12 protein-coding genes and 1 pseudogene are annotated in these 25,331 nt (G+C 56.1%); 6 read left to right on the forward strand and 7 right to left on the reverse strand.

Annotated elements, in window-relative coordinates; genetic code table 11:
• Nucleotides 1–81: 81 nt before the first annotated feature.
• Entirely contained in the window at nt 82–1,146 is a 1,065-nt protein-coding gene (locus LOC68_RS01590; RefSeq protein WP_230214883.1) for a glycosyltransferase, read from the reverse strand.
• A gap of 410 nt (nt 1,147–1,556) precedes the next feature.
• Here LOC68_RS01590 and LOC68_RS01595 point away from each other — a divergent pair, with 410 nt between their 5' ends.
• A complete protein-coding gene (locus LOC68_RS01595) occupies nt 1,557–16,631 on the forward strand; it encodes a pre-peptidase C-terminal domain-containing protein (protein ID WP_230214889.1) in 15,075 nt (5,024 codons plus the stop codon).
• 12 nt (nt 16,632–16,643) lie between these two features.
• Nucleotides 16,644–17,336, forward strand: coding sequence for a hypothetical protein (locus LOC68_RS01600; protein ID WP_230214890.1), 693 nt, complete (start codon nt 16,644–16,646; stop codon nt 17,334–17,336).
• Nucleotides 17,337–17,625: 289 nt separating this feature from the next.
• Here LOC68_RS01600 and LOC68_RS01605 read toward each other — a convergent pair whose 3' ends face one another.
• Both LOC68_RS01605 and LOC68_RS01610 read right to left on the reverse strand, forming a co-directional pair.
• Nucleotides 17,626–18,378, reverse strand: coding sequence for an IS3 family transposase (locus tag LOC68_RS01605; RefSeq protein ID WP_230214891.1), 753 nt, complete (start codon nt 18,376–18,378; stop codon nt 17,626–17,628).
• On the reverse strand, nt 18,375–18,656 hold the full coding sequence (locus LOC68_RS01610) for a transposase (protein WP_230214894.1): 282 nt from the start codon (nt 18,654–18,656) through the stop codon (nt 18,375–18,377). Before LOC68_RS01610 ends, LOC68_RS01605 begins: the two co-directional genes overlap by 4 nt.
• Before the next feature lie 109 nt (nt 18,657–18,765).
• On the opposite strand from LOC68_RS01610, the gene LOC68_RS01615 reads away from it, so the two are divergent.
• Entirely contained in the window at nt 18,766–19,263 is a 498-nt protein-coding gene (locus LOC68_RS01615) for a hypothetical protein (RefSeq protein ID WP_230214896.1), read from the forward strand.
• A gap of 445 nt (nt 19,264–19,708) precedes the next feature.
• Here the strand turns inward: LOC68_RS01615 and LOC68_RS01620 are convergent, their stop codons facing one another.
• Nucleotides 19,709–20,215 carry a transposase gene (locus tag LOC68_RS01620; protein ID WP_230214897.1) on the reverse strand — a complete coding sequence of 169 codons (507 nt, stop codon included), beginning with the start codon at nt 20,213–20,215 and terminating at the stop codon, nt 19,709–19,711.
• Nucleotides 20,216–20,230: 15 nt separating this feature from the next.
• On the opposite strand from LOC68_RS01620, the gene LOC68_RS01625 reads away from it, so the two are divergent.
• The gene (locus LOC68_RS01625; protein WP_230214898.1) at nt 20,231–20,428 is read left to right on the forward strand and encodes a hypothetical protein; all 198 of its coding nucleotides are present in this window, start codon (nt 20,231–20,233) and stop codon (nt 20,426–20,428) included.
• Here the strand turns inward: LOC68_RS01625 and LOC68_RS01630 are convergent.
• From LOC68_RS01630 to LOC68_RS01650, 3 genes and pseudogenes are all read right to left on the reverse strand, one after another.
• Nucleotides 20,401–20,631 carry a hypothetical protein gene (locus tag LOC68_RS01630; protein WP_230214899.1) on the reverse strand — a complete coding sequence of 77 codons (231 nt, stop codon included), beginning with the start codon at nt 20,629–20,631 and terminating at the stop codon, nt 20,401–20,403. The two genes, LOC68_RS01625 and LOC68_RS01630, sit on opposite strands and share 28 nt — an antisense overlap.
• 103 nt (nt 20,632–20,734) lie before the next feature.
• Nucleotides 20,735–21,914 (reverse strand): annotated as a pseudogene (locus LOC68_RS28715) (IS3 family transposase).
• Between the two features lie 322 nt (nt 21,915–22,236).
• Nucleotides 22,237–23,571 carry a DEAD/DEAH box helicase gene (locus LOC68_RS01650; protein ID WP_230214908.1) on the reverse strand — a complete coding sequence of 445 codons (1,335 nt, stop codon included), beginning with the start codon at nt 23,569–23,571 and terminating at the stop codon, nt 22,237–22,239.
• Between the two features lie 444 nt (nt 23,572–24,015).
• Here LOC68_RS01650 and LOC68_RS01655 point away from each other — a divergent pair, with 444 nt between their 5' ends.
• Both LOC68_RS01655 and LOC68_RS01660 read left to right on the forward strand, forming a co-directional pair.
• Nucleotides 24,016–24,426, forward strand: a complete 411-nt coding sequence (locus tag LOC68_RS01655) for a hypothetical protein (RefSeq protein ID WP_230214910.1) — start codon at nt 24,016–24,018, stop codon at nt 24,424–24,426.
• Nucleotides 24,427–24,876: 450 nt separating this feature from the next.
• A complete protein-coding gene (locus tag LOC68_RS01660) occupies nt 24,877–25,281 on the forward strand; it encodes an integrase core domain-containing protein (protein WP_390623334.1) in 405 nt (134 codons plus the stop codon).
• The last annotated feature ends 50 nt before the right edge of the window (nt 25,282–25,331 follow it).

Consider the following 25,331-nt stretch of genomic DNA (forward strand, 5'->3'; position numbering starts at 1 on the left):
GGCGAAGCATTGTGCCGGTAAAAGGCGTCGAGGCGTGGATGTGGTCATACCAAATTTGAGAATCGAGTTGTGGAGATTGAATCAGCCGAGCATTTCACTCAACCGTGAGCAAAGTCGTTCGATACCGATTTCAGGTGAGAATTGGCGATATTTGGCGGCGAACGCTTTCGCGCGGTTCCGTTTTTCGTCACTTGCAAGCAACGAACTGAGTTGGCCGATCATTTGACGCCCATTTTCCGGCGACGCGAACATCGCGGCGCCTGTTTCCAGGATTCGTCGCGTGAGAATGCCTTGTTCATAGGTAATCGGCAGCTGCAAAGTTGGAACGCCGGCAAGTAGGAATTCGCAAGCGGCGCCATGATTTCCGTTCATAATGGCGACGTCCGCCTCTTGGCGGATCCGCTCCAGTTGCAGTGGACGCGTGACGAATCGAACGCTGCCGCCGCCCCATTCACGGTAGGGCGTGAAGTCGATCCGATCGCCGACGAGAATGGTCGGATGTTTCTGCCCATAGAGCCAGCGAATGAGTTCACCGAGCCCCTTCATCGGCTTCAAATAAGCGAAGATCCTCTTACCCGTTCCCGTCGGCCAGTTGGTGAATTCTTCGCGCGGCAAGTCAGCTGACCAGCAACCGTAATATGTCGCTGCGACGCGCTGCGGATAGTGATCAAGTTCTTGGAACGTACAAAAGAGGTTGTCGTCGACGTCGTGAAAGAGACGGCCGAGGTGCGATAGTTCCGGCTGTCGATGTTCGGCCAAAACGGCATTGATCGTCTGCACTAGTTCAAACTCGTCTTTTTCGCGCTGCGCCAGCGGCATATCACGAATCGACGACATGTTGGCTAAGGGGGATTCGTCAGGCGGACAGAAGAAGCCTGTTCCGATCGTCGCCTGGGGAACGTTAAGTCCGCGAGCCGCAAGTAGCGCCGTCGGCGCGTGATCGAATAACAGCAGGTCGGGGCGAATGAAATCAAAGAGTTGACGCCAAGCCTCGGTCATTGCCCCAAGTTCCTCCACGTCGCGATAGCCTTTGTTCCGCAGAATATGCCCGAAGGTCGGCGGGTTCTGGATGTGCGGAATCGAGGGGGATGTCTTGACCGGGGCCTGGTAAGCGTCGAGCGGAATCTCGCGAAATGTCGCGCGCACGCGTGAAAGATCTTTGACGATCAGCGATAGCGAATGTCCGAGTTTCTGCAGGTGCCGAGCGATCGGCTGCAGCGGTCCGAGATGCCCATGACCCCCTCCCAATTCCCAGCAGAAGCAGATTCGTTTCGACTTGCGCATTCCAAGCAGGGGGGGGGCGAATCGGGAGGAAAAAAATGACGAACATTCGTCTTTTTATCGATGCAAGTATTTTGTGTAAAGCAGGTTGCGCAGTTTCCCGTGCTTTTGTAAAGAATTTATATTTTCTCGAAAAAGGTGATTGTACGACATTATCTACTCCCATAGACTGGGCCTCCGATTGGGCCAATACAAACCACACCATCGGCCCTTTCGGCAAAACCGTTCTCGTTGGCCACTTCTCTAGATCGTCCAAAGCGCAGGGAGATTCGCGCATGCGATTGCCGATTCGTTCGTGGAAGTCGACTCTTTCCAAGTTGGGACTACGTTTGGTTGAGGCGAAGCGACCGCGCCCGGGCCGCAAGGCTCGCCATTCGATCATTGAGACGCTCGAAACGCGCCAGATGTGGGCCGTCGATCTGGTCTCGCAAGAATCGAACGACGAGATCGGCTATGCCCAATTCGCAGCGGCGACAGCGGGCTCCGAATTCGTCATTGAAGGGGCGATCGGTTCGGGATCCTTTACGTATGACGTCGATCTCTATCGCGTCACGTTGAGCGCGGGACAAACGCTTGAAGCGGACGTCGACGCCTACGCGCTGGATGACTACGGGCAGCTTAGCTTGCTCAACAGTTATCTCCGGTTGTTCGACGCCTATGGAAATCAACTTGCGGCGAATGACGACGGCTATGATCCAGACACGTACGCCTACTCGCAGGATTCGCTGCTTTCCTATACGGCGATCAGTTCCGGCGACTATTACCTGGGGATCTCGGAGAATACGAATCCGAGTTACGAACCCAACGATTCCAGCATGATCACCGGGTACGGCGGATACGGCGGCGCCTACCAGTTGCAGTTGAATATCAGCGACGGCTCGAGCGGATCAGGCAGCGGTTCCGGCTCAAGCGGCGGCTATGGCGGTACCGACCTGATCGGCGATTCGATTTACGACTACCAGAGCGTTTCGCTAACAGTCGGGGGAACGACGCTTGAGACGTCGGCGATTGAGACCTACGACGACGTCGACATGTTCCGCGTCTACCTGACGGCGGGTCAGACTCTGACGGTCGACGTCGACACGCCGACCGGTAGCTTGGATAGTTACCTGCGGCTGTTCGACGACTACGGCTCGCAGCTCGCCTACAACGAAGACGATGGATCGGACTACGGCGATTCGTCGCTCCAATTCACCGCGTCGTATGACGGTTATTACTATGTAGGACTTTCGAGCAGCGGGAATGACGCCTACTCGCCTGGAGGTTCTTACGATGGCTATGGGGGCACGACCGGTGAATATGAACTGCGGTTTACCCTCGAAGATTACGGCGGTTCGAGCGGTTCGGGTTCGAGCGGCGGATATGGCGGGACCGACCAAGTCGGCAACTCGATTTATAACTACCAGAGCGTCTCGCTGACGATTGGCGTCACCACGTTGCAAACGTCGGCGATTGAGACCTACGACGACGTCGATATGTTCCAAGTTTACTTGTCGGCCGGACAGACCCTCACGGTCGACATGGATACGCCGACGGGCAATTTGGACAGCTACCTGCGGCTGTTTGATGACTACGGTTCGCAGCTTGCCTACAACGAGGACGATGGCTCCGACTACGGCGACTCGTCGCTGGCGTACACCGCCGGTTACGCTGGTTACTACTATGTCGGCGTCTCGAGCAGCGGTAATAACTCCTATTCTGCCGGCGGATCATACGCTGGTTATGGGGGCACAATTGGCGAGTACGAACTCCGCTTCACGCTCGCGGACTACGGCGGATCGAGCGGATCAGGGGGCAGCTCGGGGTCTAGCGGCGGCTACGGCGGAACCGATACGATCGGCGATTCCATCTACGACTTCCAAAGCGTCTCGCTGACGGTGGGCGGCACGACGCTGCAAACGTCGGCGATCGAAACCTACGACGACGTCGACATGTTCCGCGTCTACCTGACGGCGGGTCAGACTCTGACGGTCGACGTCGACACGCCGACCGGAAACCTAGACAGCTACCTGCGGCTGTTCGACGACTATGGTTCGCAACTCGCCTACAACGAAGACGACGGGTCCGACTACGGCGATTCGTCCCTGCAGTTCACCGCTTCGTACGACGGCTACTATCAAGTCGGGATTTCGAGCAGTGGGAACAATTCCTATACCGCGGATGGCTACTATCCGGGTTATGGCGAAACGATCGGCGAGTACGAATTGCGGTTCCTGCTAGCCGACTACGGCGGCTCGGGTTCCGGTAGCGGATCCGGTAGCTCCGATTTGATCGGCGATACGATTTACGACTACCAGGACGTTTCGCCAACGATCGGCAATACGACGTTGGAGACCTCCGCGATCGACACGATGGATGATGTCGATATGTTCCGCGTATACCTGTCCGCAGGCCAGAAATTGACGCTCGATATCGACACGCCCAGTAGCGACTTGAACAGCTATGTTCGGGCGTTCGACGAAACGGGCTCACCATTGGCGGCGAATGACGACGATCTCGATAGCGACTCCTATTTGGAGTACACCGCTTCCGTCGCAGGCTATTACTATATTGGCGTTTCGAGTAGCGGCAACGATAACTATGACGTGACGGGAAGCTATGTCGGCTCCGGCGGATCGGTTGGTGAGTACGAATTGCGATTCACCCTTGAAGATCCTGTCAGCGCAAGTCCCGACGCGGCCGGAGATGATTTGTCGACGGCCCAGGCGATCTCGCTGACAACCGACTCGCCGGTTGAAATTGACGCCGAGATCGGCGACGGCATGAATGCTGATAACGATACCGATCTCTACTCAGTGAGTTTGGTCGCCGGCCAAACATTGTATATCGATATCGATGCTGCACGTCTGGATGTCGGTAGCCAATTGAGCCTGCTGAATGGGTTCATTCGCGTTTTTGACGCAGCGGGTACGGAACTAGCGACCAATGACGCCGCGATGAGTTTCAATGACGCTGTCGGATCCGGAACTGATCCCTACCTTGCGTTCGCCGCCCCTGCGGATGGGACCTATTACATCGGCGTCAGTTCCGCACTACGCACCAACTACAACCCCGGCGTCGCGAATAGCGGCGACTCCGTTTCAAACGATGAAAGCGCGGTCGGCGCCTATAAACTGCAGTTGTTGCTGGAGGATCCTCCTGCGCCAGGGTTCAGCGTCTCTGACATTACGGTGAACGAGACGGATGGAACGGCGACGTTTACCGTGACGCTTACCGGCGGCGCCAACGGTACGACGACCGTGAGCTACTCGACGGAAGACGGCACCGCGACTTCGGGCATCGACTACGTCGCCACTTCCGGAACGCTCGACTTTTCCGATGGCCGACTGACCGATACCGTTACAGTCGTGATTCTCAATGACGGCCTCGTCGAGTCGCCGGAAACCTTCAAGCTGCTATTGTCTGATCCGGTTGGGACGGTGATCGCGACCCCTGATGCGGTTGCAAAGATTCAGAGCGACGACGAGCCCTCCGAGTTGGCGCCGCAACAGTTCGGTCATGTCCCGGATCAGTTTATGACCGTCGATCAAGTGGACGTCGAGATCGATTTGCTCGACTATTTTGAATCTTCGGACCAATTGAGCTTTGCGATCTGGAATTACAACTCGGCTTTGGTCGCGACCAACGAAGTCGATGGCGTCTTGACGCTTTCCTTGACGGCAGGCGCGGATGGCGAGGCGGAGATAACTGTCATCGCGACCGATAGCGAAGGTCGCCAGGTGAGTGATACGTTCCTCGTCATCGTCGAGCCTGAAAACGCAGCTCCGACTGTCGCCGCTCCCATTGGGGATATCTCCCTTGATGAAGATTTCGGCGAATGGTCGATCGATCTGACGACGGTATTTGACGATACGGAATTGTCGGATCCGGACGACTCGCTCCTCTATATTGTGCTTGGGCATTCGAATGATCTCGATCCCGAGTTGCCCGTCACGTCGACGTACATTTTAGACGATATCCTGTATGTTTCGGCGCCTGAGAACTTGCATGGGCAATCGACGATCACGGTCCGTGCGATTGATGCGCTAGGAGAATTCGTCGAAGAGACCTTTACGGTGACGATCGCGGCGCAAAACGATGCGCCCGAGGTGGTCAGCGAACTGGACGTCGTTACAACATCGTTAAACGCTACCGCGACGACGATCAACCTGAGCGGCCTATTCGACGATGTGGATATCGTCACCGATGCGGACGAACTAACGCTCAGTATCGAGGCGATTAGCGATCCAGCTTTGATTGGCGCGGCCATTGTGGGGAACGAATTGACGATTACCCCGCAAGCGAATCAGTTCGGCGACACGAACGTTACGATTCGAGCCACGGATCTTGCCGGCAGCTATGTGGAATACGTCCTCCCGGTCCATGTTCTTTACGAAGCCCAAGCTCCGACCGTTGCCGACGGTATCGCCGATCAGTCGGTCCAGGAGGATGCGAGTGATCTGACGATTGACATCTCGTCGTTGTTTGCGGACGCGGACTTCGCATTTACCGGGGATTCTCTCAGCCTTACGGCGTCGGTTGACGCGGCTGATTTGCTGACTGCGGAAATTGCCGGGACCGATTTAACGCTGCACTTTGCGCCGAATGCCGTGGGAACCGCCACGGTTACGATCACGGCGACCGATGAATCCGGGCTGACGGCGAGCGATGAATTCGTCGTGACGATTACGCCCGTGAATGACGCGCCGACCAGCGCCGGACCGATCTCGCTGTCCTATTCCGCCGCAAAGGAATCGTTAGTCGACCTGTCGCTCTTATTTAACGATGTGGATTTAGGCGATTCGCTCACCTATCAGATAGTTTCGGAGACGAACGCCGCGCTCGCCTCGTCTGACTTGACCGGCGACTTGCTAACGTTGACGTATGCCGACGCCGTTACCGGCGAAATGCAACTGGTGTTGCGAGCGACTGATACTGCGGGCGCGTGGGTCGAAACGACCGTTGCGATTACCATCGGAGACGCGGTCGCCGACTATTACGGAAAGGTCTACGACCTTGCGCTTGCGAACGATACCGGCAGTAGCGGGGACAAGGTTACCTACAATGCGGCCGTGCAAGGCCGCATCCTGTCGCAGGTTCCGTCCGGTCATATCGAACTTGAGTTTGACCACAACGAGGACGGAATTGCGGATGGTGGAAAGGTTCTCGAGTCGCCGGAATACTTCGCCTACGACTACTTTTTCTACGATCCACGCTACTTAGACGAGTCGCTCTATTCGTACGTTGGAAACTTTTCGCTGGGTTATCGCTCGGCCGAAGTCGACGACACCGGCGTTGTGCGAACGTACCACGAAGATTGGGCGCAGTTTGCGTTTGAAATCGTCGCGCCGCCAGTGTCATCCGTGACGGCGACCGTTTCTTTGGTCGAAGATACAGGCGTCAATACTAGCGATAACATCACATCCAATCCTGCGCTGGAAGGGGATGCTGGCGCCGCGTACGCCAATGCGCGAATCGAGTTCGATATTGACGGAGATGACCAGGCGGACGGTTATACGTACGCGGACGAGGATGGGAAGTTCGCCTATACGCCTCTCTTGTCGAACTATGACGATGAGAATAGCTCAACCGTCGTTTCGCATCGCGTCTCCTATTGGTCGAGCGACTTTGGCGGCTATTTGTCGGGCCCCTGGACCGATTTTACCTTTAAGCTCGTGCCCGAAGCGTCGCCGGATGTCGTCGAATTCCATTTGGCCACGCAAACGGCGGATGAAAATGGAAACTACGCAGATGGCGTCGACTCCGATTCGACGTCGCTCGTCGGCCAGATCGATCCGGAAGCGGAAAACCTTTCGAATGTCCGAATCGAGTTCGATAACGACGGGGACGATCAGATTGACGGCTTCGCTTTCACCGCGGATGACGGCAGTTTTGCGTATTCGCCTACCGGCGTAAGTTCGGGGATAGCGACGATGATCCGCGCTCGTAGCGTGCGTCTGGACTATCGAACGGACGAAGAGGTTTACGGCGAGTGGAAGTCTTTCACGTTCGTTCTGGAGCAGCCGGAAGTTCCGGAGGTGACCCAACTGCGGCTGGCGAACGACACCGGCACGCCGGACGACAATTCCACGACGGACGACACGTTGATCGGGCGGCTTACGTTTACGGAGGGGGTTAATCTCGATGAACTATTCGTCGAGTTTGATCACGACGGCGACGACGTGATTGACGGTCTGGCGATGGTCGAAAGTGACGGAACGTTCGTTTACCTGCCAGCCGGTTTAGCGGCCGATTCCTACGATGTCCGAGCACGCGTCGCAGTTTGGAACGACACGCTCGGGGACTTCGCCGAAAGCGGCTGGACGACGCTTTCGATCACGATTGAAGCGCCGACGAACGTGCCGGCGACGCTTGAGACATTCCAGCTCTACAACGACAACGGTTTCGACAAAGAAGACGGCGTCTCGACAGACGCCGCCCTCACCGGCCAGATTACCAACGATGGGGAAGTTGGATATTGGACCGTCGAATTCGATCACAACGATGATGGCATCGCCGATGGGACGGTGAACGCCGACGCATCCGGCAACTTCGTTTACGTGCCGCTTGGTCTTGGCCAGGGGCCCCATACGGTCAGTGCTCGCGTTCGCGAATGGGACTACGCCTCTCGACAGTTCATCTACGGGAATTGGCAAGACTATTCGTTCGAGATTGCCGAACCGATCAATACTGCGGCGGAAGTGACGCAGTTCTATCTGCTCGGCGCACCGAGCGATTTCGGCACGACCGGCGTTACCGGCAATTCGCTACTCGGCGGCGTTGTTGCGAACGACGAATACCTTGAAGGATTGATCCTGGAATTTGATCATGACGAAGACGGTACCGTCGATGGTCACGCTTTCGCCGCCGCCGACGGCTCGTTCGACTATGACCCGATCGCGCTCACCTATGGGCAACACACGATTCGAGTTCGTACTCGCGAATGGGATTACGGTACTAACGCTTATCTGGTCAGCGGCTGGTCCGACATTTCGTTTGATTTCCAACCGATGACGAATACGGCGGCGGAGATCGTTAGCGTAGGGCTGGCCGACGCGAGCGCCATCGTCAACAACGTTACCTACGACCCCACGATCGCTGGCGTCATTCGCAATGAAACCACCTTGGCGGGCGTAACCATCGATATTGATCTCGATGGCGACAATGTCGCCGATGCGCTCACGACGACCAACACGCGCGGTCAATTCAGCTACACGCTGACCGACCTTGCGGATGGGGCAGTCACGCTCCAGGTTCGCACGCGGGAATACGACTTCGAGACCGGTCAGGAGTTGACGAGCGTCTGGACCCCGATTTCGTTCGATTACGCGGAACGCACCAACGTCCCCATCTCCATCACGGAGTTTGGCCTGGCGACCTTCACCGTCGACGAAGAAGAGAACCTGATCACCTCCGATCCGACCGTTACCGGCAAAGTCGACAACGATCAATCAATTTCCGGGGTCGAAGTTCAAATTGACGTCAACAGTGATGGCGTGTTCGATCAGACCGTTTATACGGATGACGCAGGCGCGTTCCAGTTCACGCCGACGGGGCTGATCGCAGGCGAGCACACGATCACGATCCGCGCAAAGGAATACGACGACCATAACGTCGCCGTTTATAGCGGTACGTCGACCGTGACCTTCACCCTTGAGGTTGCTGCGACGACATCGTCCAGCGGCAGCATCACGCTGTTGCAGTTGTTGAACGACACTGGCAACGACGACGCGGATGGAGCCACTGCCGACGCGACCTTGTCGGGAACGCTTTCCTCCGCGCTCGGCGCAGGCAACATCACGATCGAGTTCGATCATAACGGCGACGGCGTCATCGACGGCACCGCCGTCGGCATCGCCGGGCAGAGCTTCAGCTATCTGCCGGAAGGGCTCGATGAGGGCTACCACAATATCAGCGCGCGAGTCGTTGGGACGAGCGATTGGCGCAGCCTTGGCTTCATTTCCAGCAGCGATCCCGATTCGCAAGAAGTGCAGGATCTTCTGGCGTCGTACTCGAGCCTCAACAGCCAACTCGCTGGAATCAGCGACGACTACAAGCTTGCGATTGACGGCTCGAACTTCCAGTACAATTCATCAATCACCAACGTAATCAACCAGTTCGACGCGTCGATCGCCTCCGCGACCGCCAGTTTTGAATCGACGATGGCGACGGCGCGCACCACGCTCGAAGGAATCGTCAACCAGGCCCTGCTGAACGTCAGCACCGCTACCGCCGCCGCGAACGCCAACTTCATTACCGACCTGGCGAACTACACCGGCGACAAAACCAGCTTCCAGTTCGACGGATTCACACTCGGTCCGGCGCCAACGGCAATCAGTTACAAGCTCAAGACAGGCGACGAACTGATCACCGCTCCGCAGTACGACGAAGTGGCGACCTACTTCCGCTTTGATCCGACGCAGGATCCGCTCTACAAGACGCAGACGCGCACCGCTGAACAGACGAAATTGCAAACCCAAAAGTCGGCCCTTACCAGTTACAAACTATCCCTAGACGATTTGCGCCAAACGGCAAATGAAGAAATCGCGACGGCGATGCAAGACCGGGAACTGGAGGTCAACGCCGCTCAGCGCCAGCACGAGCAAGAGGCGGCCAACGCCAATGACGTCGCCGCCGGACATGAGGAAGGATTGCCGGAAGGGGAAGAGTCGTTCGATCTGCAGGCCGAGTTGAAGAAAATCGATCAAGAGCGGGAAGAGCTTAATCGAGTTCATCAGCAGAAGCTGGCGATCCTGAACGCCGTAGAGAATTATGGTACTGAAATTTACGATGCGCAATGGGCGATTCAAACGCTCGTCAATTCGCCAGAGACTTCCGACTTGGTTCCTTACGACTTGTTCTTAAAAGCCTACCTATGGCTCGATGGGGACGTAGGGACCGTCGTCTCCTCCGAGTATTCGAGCTCGTTTAGCTCAGCACGTTCAGAGTGGTTTGACACGGTTGATGCGGCGACTGGTACGCCGGAAGAAATCGCCGCGATTCGTTTGGAAGCCTGGAAAGACTTCTATTCCGCCGTTGCGCCGGAAGACTACGACGACACGGAAAAACAGATCGAGATTCTCAAGGCCTTCAAGAACGAGCTGAACGCCACGAAGCATGAATTTGAGCTGCAAAGCAATGAGTTAGATGAGAAGGCGGCTCTCGCTCATGCGACGAATTGGAAGCTCACGCAATTGTTGAACGCGGAAGCCGACTACAAGCTGCTGAAAGGGGTTGCCGAAGCGAACGAAACTGCCCAATCGTCAACGGTCGACGCCAGCGAAGAGGAGCAGCAGGGAGAATCCGACGCTGCGGCGACGAATGAATCGACCGTCAATGACACGGAGATCGCCGCCAATCGCGCCAGCTCGACTGCGGCACTGAACGCCGTCAGCGAGTTCGCGAGTCAGGACGGCACTGCCAGCGGAACGCTGCAGCTAGCGCAAGAGACCCTGCGAGACGAGACGCAACAAGCGATTTATGACCAGGTCAAGCAAATCGGCGACAACGATGACGACTCCCGCTTTGTGACGCTCAACAATTTGACGAGCCAACAAGCCGATTTGTTCCGTACCTGGACCCAGTCGCAGGCGGAGCTTCAGAAGCAGAGCGCAAGTCAATGGTTGACTAGCTACAAAGCGTCGCTGGAGAGCGAGTTCGCCTTCCGGAAGGCGGAGATCACCGCCTATCGGACCGAACGTGACGCGTTCGTCGAAGCCGAATTTGAAGCGACCCAGTCCAAAATTGACCTCGTCGCGCAGCATCAGACCGAGGCCGCCACCACGCGGCTTTCCGAGGTCCTCAACTGGAGCGGTCCCGCCAATCAGTACGACTACGACTGGTACGTCACCTACGCCCCCAACAATCCGGGGCCGTATGACCCGTCCCAACCGTTTCGGGCGGTGCCGCGGGACATTGAAGATTCCAACGGGGACGCTTCGTGGGGAGACGCTCCCACGGTCAGTCATCCCAACGTCCGCAAGGAATTTGCCGACGTCGACCACACCGAACAAAAGGCGAAACTCGACGCCATTCAGGCCTACAAGACCTCCGTCGCCGAAGCGAAGCTGGCGTGGCAAAAAGCAAACGCCGAAACCTGGACCGCCTACGAAATCGCAATTTTGACGAAACAAGAGGAGGCCGCAGAGCAGCGGAGCGACCAGCAGGCCGCCGCCGATCAGTCCGCTTCCGAGGCGACGCAGCAATACGAGGTCGAATCGGCCGGCCGAAGCCGACAACTGCAAGACGAAATTACGACGCAAAATTCCGCCCAGTCGATCAGCGAAAACGCCCTGACGTCGCAGTACGAACGGCAGCGCGCGACCGAGCACCAGGCCGCCCTGACCAGCTTCGACGCCGAACAAGCGACCGCCTACTCCGCCAACGCGTTAGCCGACTTCACCGACTACGTCACCAATATCGTCAACTCGGCCGGCGACGCCTACGACACCTTTGTCGAAGCGGCGACGAATCTTGCCAGCACGTTGAACAAGGCCCTATCGGCGGCGGCCGAACAGGCCTCCGTCGCCGCCGCCCAGGCTTCCTCCCAGGCCGAGGCGAAATCGATCAAGGATGGCGCCAAGGCCAACGACGAAGAAATGTCCGCCAGCTTGGCCTACCAGATCGCCATGCTGGGGCACGAAAAAGAACGCGATATCGCCCAATACACCGCGGAGAAAGAGAAGTCGATTGCCGAGATCGACGCCGATCACACGCTGCAATTAAGCTATGCGCAAAACCTGAATACCTACGACAAGTTGCGATTCGATTGGGAGTACTACAACAGCCTCTCACCGGCGGCCCAGGCCAATGCGACCGCCCCGTCGGTAACGCTGGAGGCGGGACAACGAACGAAGCTCGAGGCCGATCTCACGGCTCAATCCACCTACGCCATCGACATGTCCGCCGCCAACGTCACTTACGTCACCGACAGCGAAGGCGCCAAAACCGACTTCGCCGACCACTACGTGACCGCCGCCGGCACGCTCGCCGATGCAATCCAACAGGCGAGCGACTCTCTCTCCGACGTCGACAAGCAGACGATCGACCAACTGAATGCCAAGCTGGCCGCGAGCGGAACCGCCGCCACACGGTCGCAGACCGCCGCTTATCAGCAGTACGACACAGGCGTCACTTCCGCGCAAAACACGTATGACGCCTCCGCCTCCTCGTCCAATAATTCGCATCAACAGAATGTCACGGCCAACTATGGGACAATGGTCACATCGGTAGCGACCGATCATCAGACGGCCCAGCAAAACGCCGACTTCGGCGATCCTCTATCGACTTATTTGATCGGCCAGGCTGCTGCCGCCGCTTCCTTGGTTACTGCCTCGGTAGCAGCGCAAAACGCCTACGCCCAGGCGACTTTTAACGCTCTCAGTACAATGGTCGGCTCTCTCGCGCCGATCACCACCGCGTTTGTTTCCGCGACCGCAACCGCCGCCAAAACGGCCTTAGACACCTATGCGGCGAACTCGGAAGCCTATTCCAACTCGACGACAAAGGCTTCCACGACTGCATCAAGTGCTAAAGTCAAGGCTGACAATGCCTACAATTTCGCGACGCTGAAAGCTGGCGTCGCCCACTTCCAACAGCAAGCCGCCGCCGAGGCAACCGCAAAAATTGCCTACGCCCAGGCCGACTATGAATGGGTGGTAAGCATTGCGCCGGCAAAAGTGCAGTACGAACTTAACAAGGACGAGAACCCGACGATAGCGGAGACGACCTACCTTAATGCGGTTTCTACCGCGGATGCAACTCGTGATGCGGCAAGCAAGGAAGCGATGAGCGCTGAAGCGCAGGCCCTTGGCGATGCGATCAACGCTCATGCGAGCGCGACTGGCGCCGCCATCGTCGCTTACGCAGCTGCCGTCGGTTCCGCCTGCATAGGCTTTGTTAGCGAGTTTTCTGCCGCTGCGATAAAACTGGTTGGGATGGATAATTCGGCGGAATCAACGGCGCTTCAGCAGACCATCACCGCTGAAACCCAGAAGTCCTCCGCCCGACAGGCAGCTGGCAACACCTTTAGCACTGCAGTATCCGGTGCTGGAACGGCGCAGTGGACCTCCTTCATCCCGACGATCCAAACGGCCGCGACCAGCGGCGCGTCCCTTTTGCAGTCCTACTATGAAGGAAGTGCGGCGAGCGAAACCGCGGCTTGGTCCAGCCTGTCCACGGCTCAGCCGGGCGTCCGAGCCAATATCGGTCTTGCCCAGGCCCAAGGAAAGGAAACCTTTCTCGCGGCCAGTGCATCCGAGTCGTCACGAAATCAACTGGAGCAGACCAATGCACGGATCTCTTTCCAGACCGCTCGGCAAAATGCGACAGACACGCTTCTCTCATCGATTGGCAGCAAATTGGGATCTTATTCTAGCGACTTACGCGGCAGCGGCAGCAGTCTGGAGATCACCAATTCCGCTGCGGCGCAAAAATATTCGCTTGATCTGACCAATGCGAAACACACGCTTGACGACAAAACCACCGCCGCCAAAGCGAAGCAAGAAGAGACTCTCGCTGCGGACTACAGCGACTATCTAACCAAGGTAGTCGCTGCGCAAGTCGCCTATCAAATCGAACACAGCGAGGATGACAAATCAGCCGGCGCCGAAGCGAAACGGGATGCCGCCATCCTCGAACTGGACCTTAAGCAGATTGAAAACACCGCCGAAACCGATTTTCAATACGCTCAAGATATTGCAAGCTATTTAAAAACGTATAACGCTACGGTGATCGGCTCCAACCACAGCTTGGTAGTTAGTGTTGACGGCGCTGAATATGCTTTTAGCCTGAAATCCGCCCAAAGTGAAAGGGCCCTGAACCTTGGACTGGAGAATGCGAGCAACTCAGCTAAATCCCAAAACAGCGCTGCCAGCAATGAGTTAAGCCGCCGCTTGACGACGAACGATTCCGTGCACCAAGCCACTCGGGCCGCCGCTCAATTGACCGGCGTCACCGTTGTGGATACGGCTCTCAGCAGTGGCTACACGAACTTCCTGAAGGCACAGTACACGGGGCAACAAACGGCCACTTCTAATCTGCTTGCTGAAACAACCAATTGGACTCTGGACAACATCGCCACAAGCGAGGCCTATGAGACGCTCACTGCAACAGCCGGCAACAACTATGCCACCGCTCGCGAAAACGCCATTTACACCCATAGCCGTCTAGCAGCTGTTAGTTTCAAGCAGGCCGAAGATTCGATTGCCAGCAGCTATCAGTCCAATGGAAATGAATTAGCGGACGCCGTTGCGGCCTATCAAATTGCCGAAGCCAAGGCGCTTAAGGATCACCGAATCGCCATCGAACAAGCTGATCGTCGCTTTGCAGACGACAATGATGTAACGACTCGTGACAACTCGATTAAGTCCGCCAATGATACGCTCGCATCCGCCCGTAAGAACTTGATCGAGGCCTACTACGCTAGCGCAATCCATGTGGAAGACGCTTATCAGCTAACCGTTGCTAAAGCCGAAGCCCGGAACGAAAACAATGTTGGCCAGTCCCGTGTTGCGACGACTAAAGCTATCGCCGACGCCCAACTCGAATTCGTCACTGCAGAAGCAGGTGCTTATCGCACTGAGCAGGAGGCGTTTGCAGCACGAGATAAAGAGTTCGCCGAATTCCAATTTGAAAACGAATACGACTCGCTGGTCGAAGCTCTTGCTGCGCTGATCGCCGCTAACAACGATACGGCTGATCCCTGGACGACCAAGACGCTAGAAGTCGCCGCCGCCGTCCGCACCGCCGCACTTGATGTCGCCGCAGGAGCATATAGCTACAAGGGCATTCAAACGGCGGCAAAGGAAGCAAATGAACTCGCCAAAACGCAAGCAGACCACGACCGGACCATTAGCGAAGCAAAGGCGAACGTAGGGAAGAGTGTTACTGAAAAGGATGCGGCCGTGGATTGGGTTGCTCGTAAGTTAACGTTGCGGGAACAAAAACCATTCGGATTCCTAATGCAGACGAACGGCTGGTTCGACACCGAGGAAACCCCAGCTAGTTCTGAGATGGGAGCAACTCCTAGAGAACAGAAACGAATCGTATATGGACCACAACTTCCAGAATCGACTTTTGTTCCTTCCCCAGATACGCCCGTCGTCAACGAGTGGGAGTTGGTTTTTGGTAATACTACGACAGGCCCTTCGCTCCAAGAGAAGGTGGAAATTATTGGCGTTGCGCCACAGGCGGGCGCATCGAATACGGCCAGAATTGCGGAGAACGGAGACGTTATACTCCGATTGCAATGGCGCGACAGGACCTACCTAGAGGCGCTTGGCCATGGCTTCCTCGGCTTTCCAGTGGACAACTATGTTGAAGTCAAAATCGGAACGATCGTCAATTCTCCGTGGAGTGGGTCACGCGCTTTCTTGGAAGAAACACACAACTTTTTCAACGCAGAAAGCATTAATTATTCAGAAGGATATGCCAGATCAGTCAAGCTGGATGAAGAGTATGGCGGCGGAACGGTGCTATGGTTCGAGGTCAATGCTGGGGTTACGCATGTCAACCTAGCAGACCTAATACACGACGCTACTGAGGTTGAGACACGCCAATATGTCGGATATTTCGTGGATGCGGTGCGTGAAGGAGTATTTCATACCGATGACCCTAGCGGAGATTATGCAGCGGGATTTCTGCAGCATTTTGCTGGCATGGTCGATGATGCCGGGGAGCTTGATAAGTTTGTAGTTGGGCCGCACGTTAGTGCCGCCAGGAAGTCGATCAGCGGTGATCGACCGGCAACTCGACTTCGTGAGTATGTCTTGCCCGAGACAAATTCTTTGGGCCCGGGTGTGAAAACAGGTAAGACGGGAGCCATGGCTACGGAGTTCGCGGCCGATTTTTACGGCGCCTTTCCAAAGTCGTTACCTTCAGGAGCGTCGATTGTTCCTGTCGCACCGGAACAGCTTGAGGACGTCGCCAGGGGGGTTGCTAAACTTGATAATTCAGTGGAAGTACTTGGGAAAACAGAATCACTCGGTTCACTTGACACGCTCAATGGCAGTTATCGCCTAACATCGCCTCCGTTTTCTGCCGAACGTGCTAGAGTGCTGACAGAGATATCTAATCTTAAGAACGCCTTCCGCTCGAGGAACGGAACATTCGTAACCAAACTCGATGAAGCGCCAATTGATGCGTTAACAGGACGACGGATTTTTGGCGAGTATAATTCAAGGACGAACACAATCACACTCTATAGGGATTTCGATCTGAGTACAGTGGCGCATGAACTGCTTCATTTTAAGCAGGCGGACGCGGCCAATCGCATCGGTAGGAATCTCGCTAGAAATGCGGCTGAGAAGGCGACTCTTGAACGTCAGGTAGAGATATGGCTTTATGAGTGGACGTTTACGCCACGATTCTAGGGAGATGACAACATGACAATCTTTTGCGTTAAGGAGTACGATAGCGGGGATTTTCAGGGCGTCGTTTGTGATGGGCGACTCGCTTCCGACATTGATGACGAGGAATTCATTACGTATTTTGCGGTCGACGGCAAACGTTGTGATATACGTCAACGAGGCATACAAGAGTTCGCGTCGAACCCGTCAGACGCGTTCAGCGATCTGGCCATCGAAAGTCTACTTTCATTAGCAATTCAAAACGCAACGGAGTTTGAGTTAAAGGAGGTCACTCAATCGATTGAAGGGCAGTTTCTATGTAAAGAGTCGCAGTTTACCAATCGTGAACAGGTTTGCAGGCTTGAGTTATCTACGGAACTGGTTGGCGAGATCGCGACGTTTAATCGTTCTATTCATGAAATTCGCACCTTTGAGGAAGTGATACAAGGCTTTGACTCTGATCCACAAAAATCGAATAGCTCATTGCCAAGGCTAAGTGAGGTTTTGACGAAACGGGCGACTAATCTGCGTTTGTGGTCGGGATTATGTATCCCAATTTGCTTTCGCGACCAGGGTTTGAACATATTTGGAATTGCGCAAATCTCTAATTTGTTGGGACACGAGGTAAACGTTAGATGGGTAAACGGCCCAATTCAGATTGAAAGCGGAACGGAGCTCTTTTGTCCCGGAGAATCGCGTCCTCTGTGGAGGTTTGGCGTGGTTACGTGACATGTTGTGAAAGAAAGAGGGATGGAACTCAAATTGATTGCGTCGAATTCCGCAAGCTCGAATAGCCGTATTGCAATGGTCAGCGCGGCCATTGGCCTGCCCCAGTTTTCTGTACCAAGCGTCATGAAAGATCGGGTTGGGAAACAGGTAACGATTCAATGGGGCCGCTGTGCTGCTGGAACGGAAGGAGCGCAGCGACTGGAGTGGAAGCGGCACAGCGACGCGCGAACTCGGCCGGGGTCAGGTAGCCCAAGCTGCTGTGCGGACGCCGCTCGTTGAAATCTTCTCGCTAAGCCCGTGCTTTGATCCTGGCGTCCTCCTCGTTCAGCAGGTCGGTCTGGTGCAGGTATTCGTCGCGAAGGCGGCTGTTGAAGCTTTCGCACAAGCCGTTTTGCCAGGGCGAGCCTGGCTCGATGTACAGCACCTCGACGCCGATCAGAGCCAGCCACGTCTTGATCGCGCACGAGATGAACTCCGGGCCGTTGTCGCAGCGAATTCGCTTCGGCACGCCATGCATCGAGAAGAGTTCGGCCAGCGTATCGATCGCATCTTCGCTTGTGATGCTGCGGCCCACCTTGATCGTCAGGCACTGCCGCGTGCACTCGTCGACGATATTCAAGAAGCGGATTGTTCGGCCGTCGATCGTCGACGACTGGATAAAATCCCACGTCCACACGTCGTGCATGAAGCCGGCCGGCTGAACGTGACAGGCGTTCGTTGAGACGCCGGTTGCCCGCTTTTTGCGGCGTTTTTGCGGAACTTTTAGCCCGGCCGCTTTCCACAGGCGGTACATCTTTTTCATGTTCAAGGTCTCTCCCTCGCGTCGCAACAGCTGACAGATCTGACGATAGCCCCAACGCGGACGCTCGCGCACCAACTCCAAAATTCGCTTGGTGAGACGAGCGTCTTCGTCCTTCGGCTTCCCCTCAAATCGCTGGCTCGATCGGGGCTGATCAAGCACGCGACAGGCCCGCCGCTCGGAGACCGAATAGTTCTCCTGAAGTTGCTTGACCGCATCGCGGCGTGACTGAGGGGTGGTCAATTTCCCTTGGCGATCTCCTTCAGCATCGAGATGTCGAGCGCCTGGTCGGCGATGATCCGCTTCAGCCGGTTGTTCTCTTCTTCGAGCGATTTTAACCGCTTCACCTCTTCGCTCTTCATGCCGCCGTACTGCGTTCGCCAGCGGCTGAGCGTCGCCTCGCTCACCTCCAACGCCTGCAACACTTCGCCGACGCTCTTGCCCGCCGCCAACATGGCGTCCGCGTCCCGCAACTTCTTGATGATCTGTTCGGCCGAATGCCGTCGTCGCTTCTTGCTCATGAAAAATCCTTCGCTGAAATTGGCACTGGATCTTTCATAACGAATGGATCAGGATTTGGGGAGCATTCCATTCCCCGGAATTGAGTTCTGATTGAGGCGAGATAAGATAATGAACGATCCAGCAGCAAACTGGCAATCCATAAGGGAACTCTTTCGTGTCTTTTTAGGCAATGATGTTGCGTTCCGCAAGTTTATTCAAACCTGCAATACGAAATCGCGAGAGAGCGGCCGTTTAACTTATGCACAAGAGGAACGTTGGAATTCGTTTACGAATGCCAATCCTGAGTTCAAGTCGTTGACGTTTGAAGAAGTCGTAGCGGCATTTCATGTGTGCCATATCCACCTTAAACCGCTACGTAGCGTCGAAGTTCCAATACGCAAGGATGTCGTTTCGGTTTCACGGACGCGTGAGTCGGAAGCGCAGATTTCGCAAGCAGCCTTCTACGCCATTCCATTCGTAGTTGATTCGCCAGCGTGGGGTGAGGCAACGCATCTCTCCGTGGACCATTGCGAAGATTGCGTTCGCAGGCGCAAGCAGATTGAGACTGGTCATGATCATCCAACCGCCGCGACAACAGGCGTGAATCCAAGGGGGCGGCAGGAGTAGCGGACGAATTCGGCAGGGTGGCCCCCGAAGAGCGTCAGGAGGCGGCCATTGAATAAACTCATCGGCGGCGTAGCACAAGCAGCCATTCTTTTTCGGGTGCCACCTATAGGAATTCCCCTGTCAAGGCGTACCTCGTCCAGGCCTTCCCTCTTCTTCTCTTTTTTGCAGGGGAAGGGGCTCGTAGGTTAACGGTGGATCCTGTGGTCTTGCTTCGTCGTTGAACTTGTCGTCGGTTTCGCTGGCACGTTGATTCGCTTTCGTCCGCTTGTTGGTCAGGGGCTTCAAGGTTCGCCCAGGCACCTATGCGAGACTCTCTCTGTTTTGAGATCTATGCGGATTTCGGAGCGTCTCCATGATTAACAAAAGTGCGGCGGGTTCATTCACTGGCAGGAACTCGAAGTTCAGGGGCACCCGGGGAACTCCGCCGCACGCTCAGTTTGCGTAGTTAACGTATCTCAAGCGACGACGAAGGTTCGATGCGACTTGCTTTGACCGGATCGTAATTCTCTTCATGTTTCCACATGCTCCACAGCGTAGCGGCGATGCTGCGCGCGACGTTGCGACGAGCGATCTTCGAATTCATTCCTTTCTGTTGCGTCCAGATTTCATATCTATCGGCCAAAGGACTGCCGGTCTGGGCGATCGCCGTTCTCGCGGCGCCGATTAAGACGTTTTTCAGCGGACGATTTCCTCCCTTGGCGAGTCGTACTTGCTGCGGACCGTTGCCGCTCCGCCGACGCTCTAAGCCAAGTCCGCAGTATCGCCAGAGGGCCGACTTACTGCGGAAGCGACTTGGCGTATCGATGTAAGCGTAAAAGGTCGCCGCCCAAATTGGCCCAACGCCTGGCGTCTCCAAGAAGCGGCGAATCGGCGACTCTTTCCGGGCCATTTGAATCAAGCGTGCTCGCAACTTCTCCTCTTGAACCAGAAGCAATTCATATACTTCCAGCACGCAGTGGAGATCTTCGTGCAAGACCTGACGGCGCGGCAGTTCTTTCCAAAGCTCATGCCGCCGCTCCGGATCGGTTACGGCGCTGATGGTTGCGAAGACGCCCTGACGTCGCAGCAGCGCCGTGAGCTGATGTCCCTGACGAACCCGTTCTCGAACACGATCGTGATAAAAGGCGACATGCTGTTTCAGCAGCGAACGATCGAGTCGACCTGATGCACTTCCTTGAGAAATCCGCCGCGCAGAAGTTGGGCGAGCCGCTGGGCGTCAATCGGATCGTCTTTGTCTCCCTCTTTGGCGACATAAGCGTTACGGCGCGGATCGCAGACGAGCAACTGATCGGCATAGGGACGTAAGTTCCGCGCCAGCCATCCGGCGAGCGGTCCCTCTTCGAAGGTCACTTGTCGCGGCCGCTTCAACGACTCGATCGCTGCGACCAGCGCCGGAATCGTTGTCTCGCAACGATGCTGGCGACCAGTTTTCCGCGAGAATTTGACCAGCCTCAAATTCCTGTACCACCCGTTATGAAGTTAAGGCCTGGGTAAGATCGCTGGGCTGCTGAAGCAGCGGCGTAGGCGTAGCCGGAGCCGATGCGGAAGCTGCCCAGCGAGCCGCGAACTCGGCCGGGGTTACGTAACCCAGCGAGCTGTGCGGCCGGTTCTCGTTGTAGTCCTCTTTCCATTGCCGGGTCAGTCGCTGAGCCGACGCCAGACTCTCGAAGATCTCCATCGCCAAGAACTTATCGCGAACGCGGCTGTGAAAGCTCTCGGCATAGCCTTTCTCCCAGGAGCTCCCTGGTTCAACGTACATCGTTTCGATCTCCAGCAGCTTCAATCAGCGCTGAATCTCCTTCGCCACGAACTCCGGTCCGTTGTCGCTCCGGATCCGCCGAGGCGCGCCGCGCATCGCGAACAGTTCGGCCAGCGTGTCGATGACGTTTTTCGCTCGTCACGCTCCAATCGACCTTCAGCGTCAGGCACTCGCGAGTGAACTCGTCGACGATTGACAGCCATTTCAACGTTACGCCTCGTTCGGTGATATCGAAAATGAAATCCCAGCACCAGACGTCGTTCGGGCGTTCCGCCTTGCGGCGATCGCAACCGTTCTCGCTCGTCCCGGCATTCCGTCGTTTTCGCTTCTTTTGCGGCACTTTCAGCCCTTCCCGGCGCCATAGCCGATAGGCCCGCGTGTCGCTGACGCGAAAGCCTTCGCGCCGCAACTGCCAGGCGATACGGCGATAGCCCCACCGCGGACGACTCGCCGCCAGCTCGCGCATTCGCTTCGCCAAAGCCGCTTCGTCGTTACGCGGTTTTGCGTCGTAACGTTGCGTGCTACGCGGCTGGCCGAGCGCGGCGCAAGCTCGTCGCTGCGAAACGCCGAATTTGTCGCACCGCCGCCCGCTTGCGAGAAGGGCTTACCAGTTTCCCTCCGAAATATGCTTCAGCATCTGAATGTCGAGAGCCTGGTCGGCGACCAACCGTTTGAGTCGCTTGTTCTCGTCTTCCAACTGCTTCAGTCGTTTCGCCTCTTCCGACTTCATTCCGCCATACTGATTCCGCCAACGCTCGTACGTCGACTGGCTGATCTCCAAGGCCTGCAGCACTGCCGCTTCGTCCTTGCCGGCATTGAGCATCGCGTCGGCGTCGCGCAGCTTCCGCACGATCTGCTCGGGAGAATGTCGCCTGCGTCTCTTCGTCGTCATCCAAAAGTCTCCTTGCAAAAAGCGGCCTCAGGACTTCATAACGGATGGATCAGGTTTTTGATAGCAGGCCACACCCGCTCGTACCGTTTGTAACGCCTTGAACTTCTTATGCGACACGCTGGAAAACGCCCGGTAGAAGCCGTCCTTCTGATTGAGATTCCATTTAGGAGAGCGACAGGCAAATGGACCCCGTTTCTAATTACGTAATTAGAGATCGAAGGACCAGAAATTCCAGATTTCACCCGCGGGTGAAATCTTCGTTTCCCCGCTAACAAGAGAAACGTTGTTAGTCGCGCACGACAACATGGACGAAATGGTTCGCTTATGCTGCCCCAATCCTTCGCAGTTCCATTTCGACCAATTGTTGGGTGATTTGGGTCTCGCTGGTATCCACGGCCGCAGGACTAGCGTCTTTGACGGCACTGTTCCGAGCATAGTCGTCAAATATCGCCGCCTTTTTCGCGACGAGCTGACGCAAGCTTTCGTCGATTGTTTCTCGTGCTAGAAAGCGATGAACGATGACCCGGTTTGTCTGCCCCATTCGATGGGCTCGCTTAATCGCCTGCCACTCCGTCGTCGGTTTGTATTGCGGCTCAAAGAGAACTACGACGGATGCCGATTGAAGATTGATCCCAACGCCCCCAGCTTCGATCTGGCAAACCATTGCGGCGAAGCCCTTGGCGTTCGTGAACTGGTCAATGATCGCCGATCGGCGAATCGCAGGGACGCTTCCGTCAATACGATGATGCGCACCGAGCAAATCCCCAATCGCGTCCAAAGTATTTCGAAAGAACGAGAAGATCACCAGCTTTCGGCCAGCGTCACGGTATTCATCAACCAGTTCGCTTAGACGCTCTAGTTTCGCGTTCCCGCCGGCGCCTCCATTAGCCGCTTGGCGCATTGCCATCGCATTTCTGGAGTGGACTTGATTGGCGTAGTGACGCAATTCTGGATCGCTTAGCGTGATCCACTCTTCGATTTCTATACACTCCGGCAGTTCTCGTAATACGTCGGTTTGGTTCCGTCGCAGATAGGCCGGCGCAACTAGCGTCTCGAACCGTCGGGCCATGCCTGGCAGGCCTAAGCTGTTTGTGACCGCGTTAGCCAGGTTAGAGCCCAATTGGTGATCGCAGATTCTTACTAGTTCCGCAAACTCCTTGGGATGATTTTCAAGTGCGGTACCGGTCATCAGGGCAATCCGGTCGCTTAGCTGCGCAAGTTGGCGAATATTGGCGTTACGTTTGGTTGCCCGGTTCTTGAGATAGTGGGCTTCGTCCGCGATCAGCAAGTGAATCGGCATATTTATCTGGTCGATCATCGCTCGCAACGTCTCAAAGGAAGTCACAGCGACGCCCCCTGAAGTCATCCAACGATGCAATTGATCCTGCCGTTGAGCGCCGTGCAGGATTCTCGCCGAGAATTTCGATCGCTTTTCGATCTCACGTGACCAGTTCCCGATGATACTGGCCGGGCAAACGACCATGAACCAGTTGGCGTCTTCGACGTTGTGCAGGTGCGTCATCGCCGCCAACGCCTGAATTGTTTTTCCCAAGCCCATTTCGTCGCCCAGCACCGTCCTTTTTTGATGAACAAGGTACTTTGCACCGAACTCCTGGTATCCACGCAAGTCGACGTCGAGAGAATCAAGCGACAGCACGACGGCTTCGACTCGTTCTGCGATTTGCGCTGGGACGCTCCCATGTCGGCCTTGTTGCGCAGGAGCAGACGTGGCGTCATCAACATGACGTCCCTCAAGTCCAGCCTCGAGGACCGCGGAATACTCGGCAAATCGATCACGGTATTCGTTACGGAGCGCGTCCCAATCGAGCGGTGGTTCAAGTCGCTGTACCGATTGGGCCGCTTCATTGAGCACGATGCGATATTCATCATGCCCGACCATCACATTCAAGCGTTCGAATGCTGCGGCAACTTTCGGCAGCGTAGCCGTCCGTTGAATCAAGCGAGCCCAAATGGGGCCCGCCGCCTTCACGTCGTTTATCGAACCTCGCAAAAAGCTTGCCGCTGCACGCAAAGCCTCGATTTGATCTCGGCTGATCCCTCGACAACGAATCCTCGTGTAAGCAGCGCGCAGGATAGCAGAATGCGAGATCTCGACGTCGTCAGGAAGCGGTATCACGAACGACTGGCGTCGGAGCGATTCGCAGATTTGTTGAACGGCCCGAACGATTTGAGGGGCGGTCGCTGGGCCGATTCCGGAAAGTTGCTGCAAGCGCGCGGAGGAAACGCCAACCAAATCGACGATGTAGCGGTAGCCGTGCTGCTTAAGGATCCCAACTCGAATCGACGTGGCGACATCCTTCAGTCGGTCGACCGGCATCTCCTTGAGCATCGCCTTGTAGTTTTCGTCACGAAAACGACCAATCGCGTTTCGAATTGCGGCGTCCGCGTCGCTCTTGGCGTTTGTGAGCCGATCGGCGAATTGATTCAGTTGCTTAACAAGGTTCGACGCGTTTTTGCGAATGGTTCGCTGTTCGCTAGAAGCGCCAAATAGGACCCACTCGAACCAAGAGACTTCGCTTTCGCGGTCGTTGTTGGAATTTGGAATTCGTCCGTTTGATTGGCCCGTACCTGCGGACGACTGCTGCGATGTCGCCGCTGAATTATTAACCGTTAAATCTGGATTTTCCGGCATCATCGTCTGGCCTATCCGACTGTCTTCGTGGCTAGGGGATCCCCAGGTAGAACCATAGTGTATATCGGCTATGGCGCCGGGAAGGGCTGAAAGTGCCGCAAAAGAAGCGAAAACGACGGAATGCCGGGACGAGCGAGAACGGTTGCGATCGCCGCAAGGCGGAACGCCCGAACGACGTCTGGTGCTGGGATTTCATTTTCGATATCACCGAACGAGGCGTAACGTTGAAATGGCTGTCAATCGTCGACGAGTTCACTCGCGAGTGCCTGACGCTGAAGGTCGATTGGAGCGTGACGAGCGAAAAACGTCATCGACACGCTGGCCGAGCTGTTCGCGATGCGCGGCGCGCATCATCGGATCCAGAGCGACAACGGACCGGAGTTCGTGGCGAAGGAGATTCAGCGATGGTTGAAGCTGCTGGAGATCGAAACGATGTACGTTGAACCAGGGAGCCCCTGGCAGAACGGCTACGCCAAGAGCTTTCACAGCCGCGTTCGCGATGAGATCTTGGCGATGGAGATCTTCGAGAGTCTGGCGTCGGCTCAGCGACTGACCCGGCAATGGAAAGAGGACTACAACGAGAATCGACCGCACAGTTCGGTGGGGTACGTAACCCCGGCCGAGTTCGCAGCTCGCTGGGCAGCTCCCGTACCGGCTACGCCTACGCCGCTGCTCCAGCAGCCCAGCGAGCTTACCCAGGCCTTAACTTCATAACGGGTGGTACAGGAATTTGAGGCTGGTCAGGTGGATAAGAGGGTGCAAAG

It is taken from the genome of Blastopirellula sediminis (assembly GCF_020966755.1).
In the GTDB taxonomy this organism is placed as follows: Bacteria; Planctomycetota; Planctomycetia; order Pirellulales; family Pirellulaceae; genus Blastopirellula; species Blastopirellula sediminis.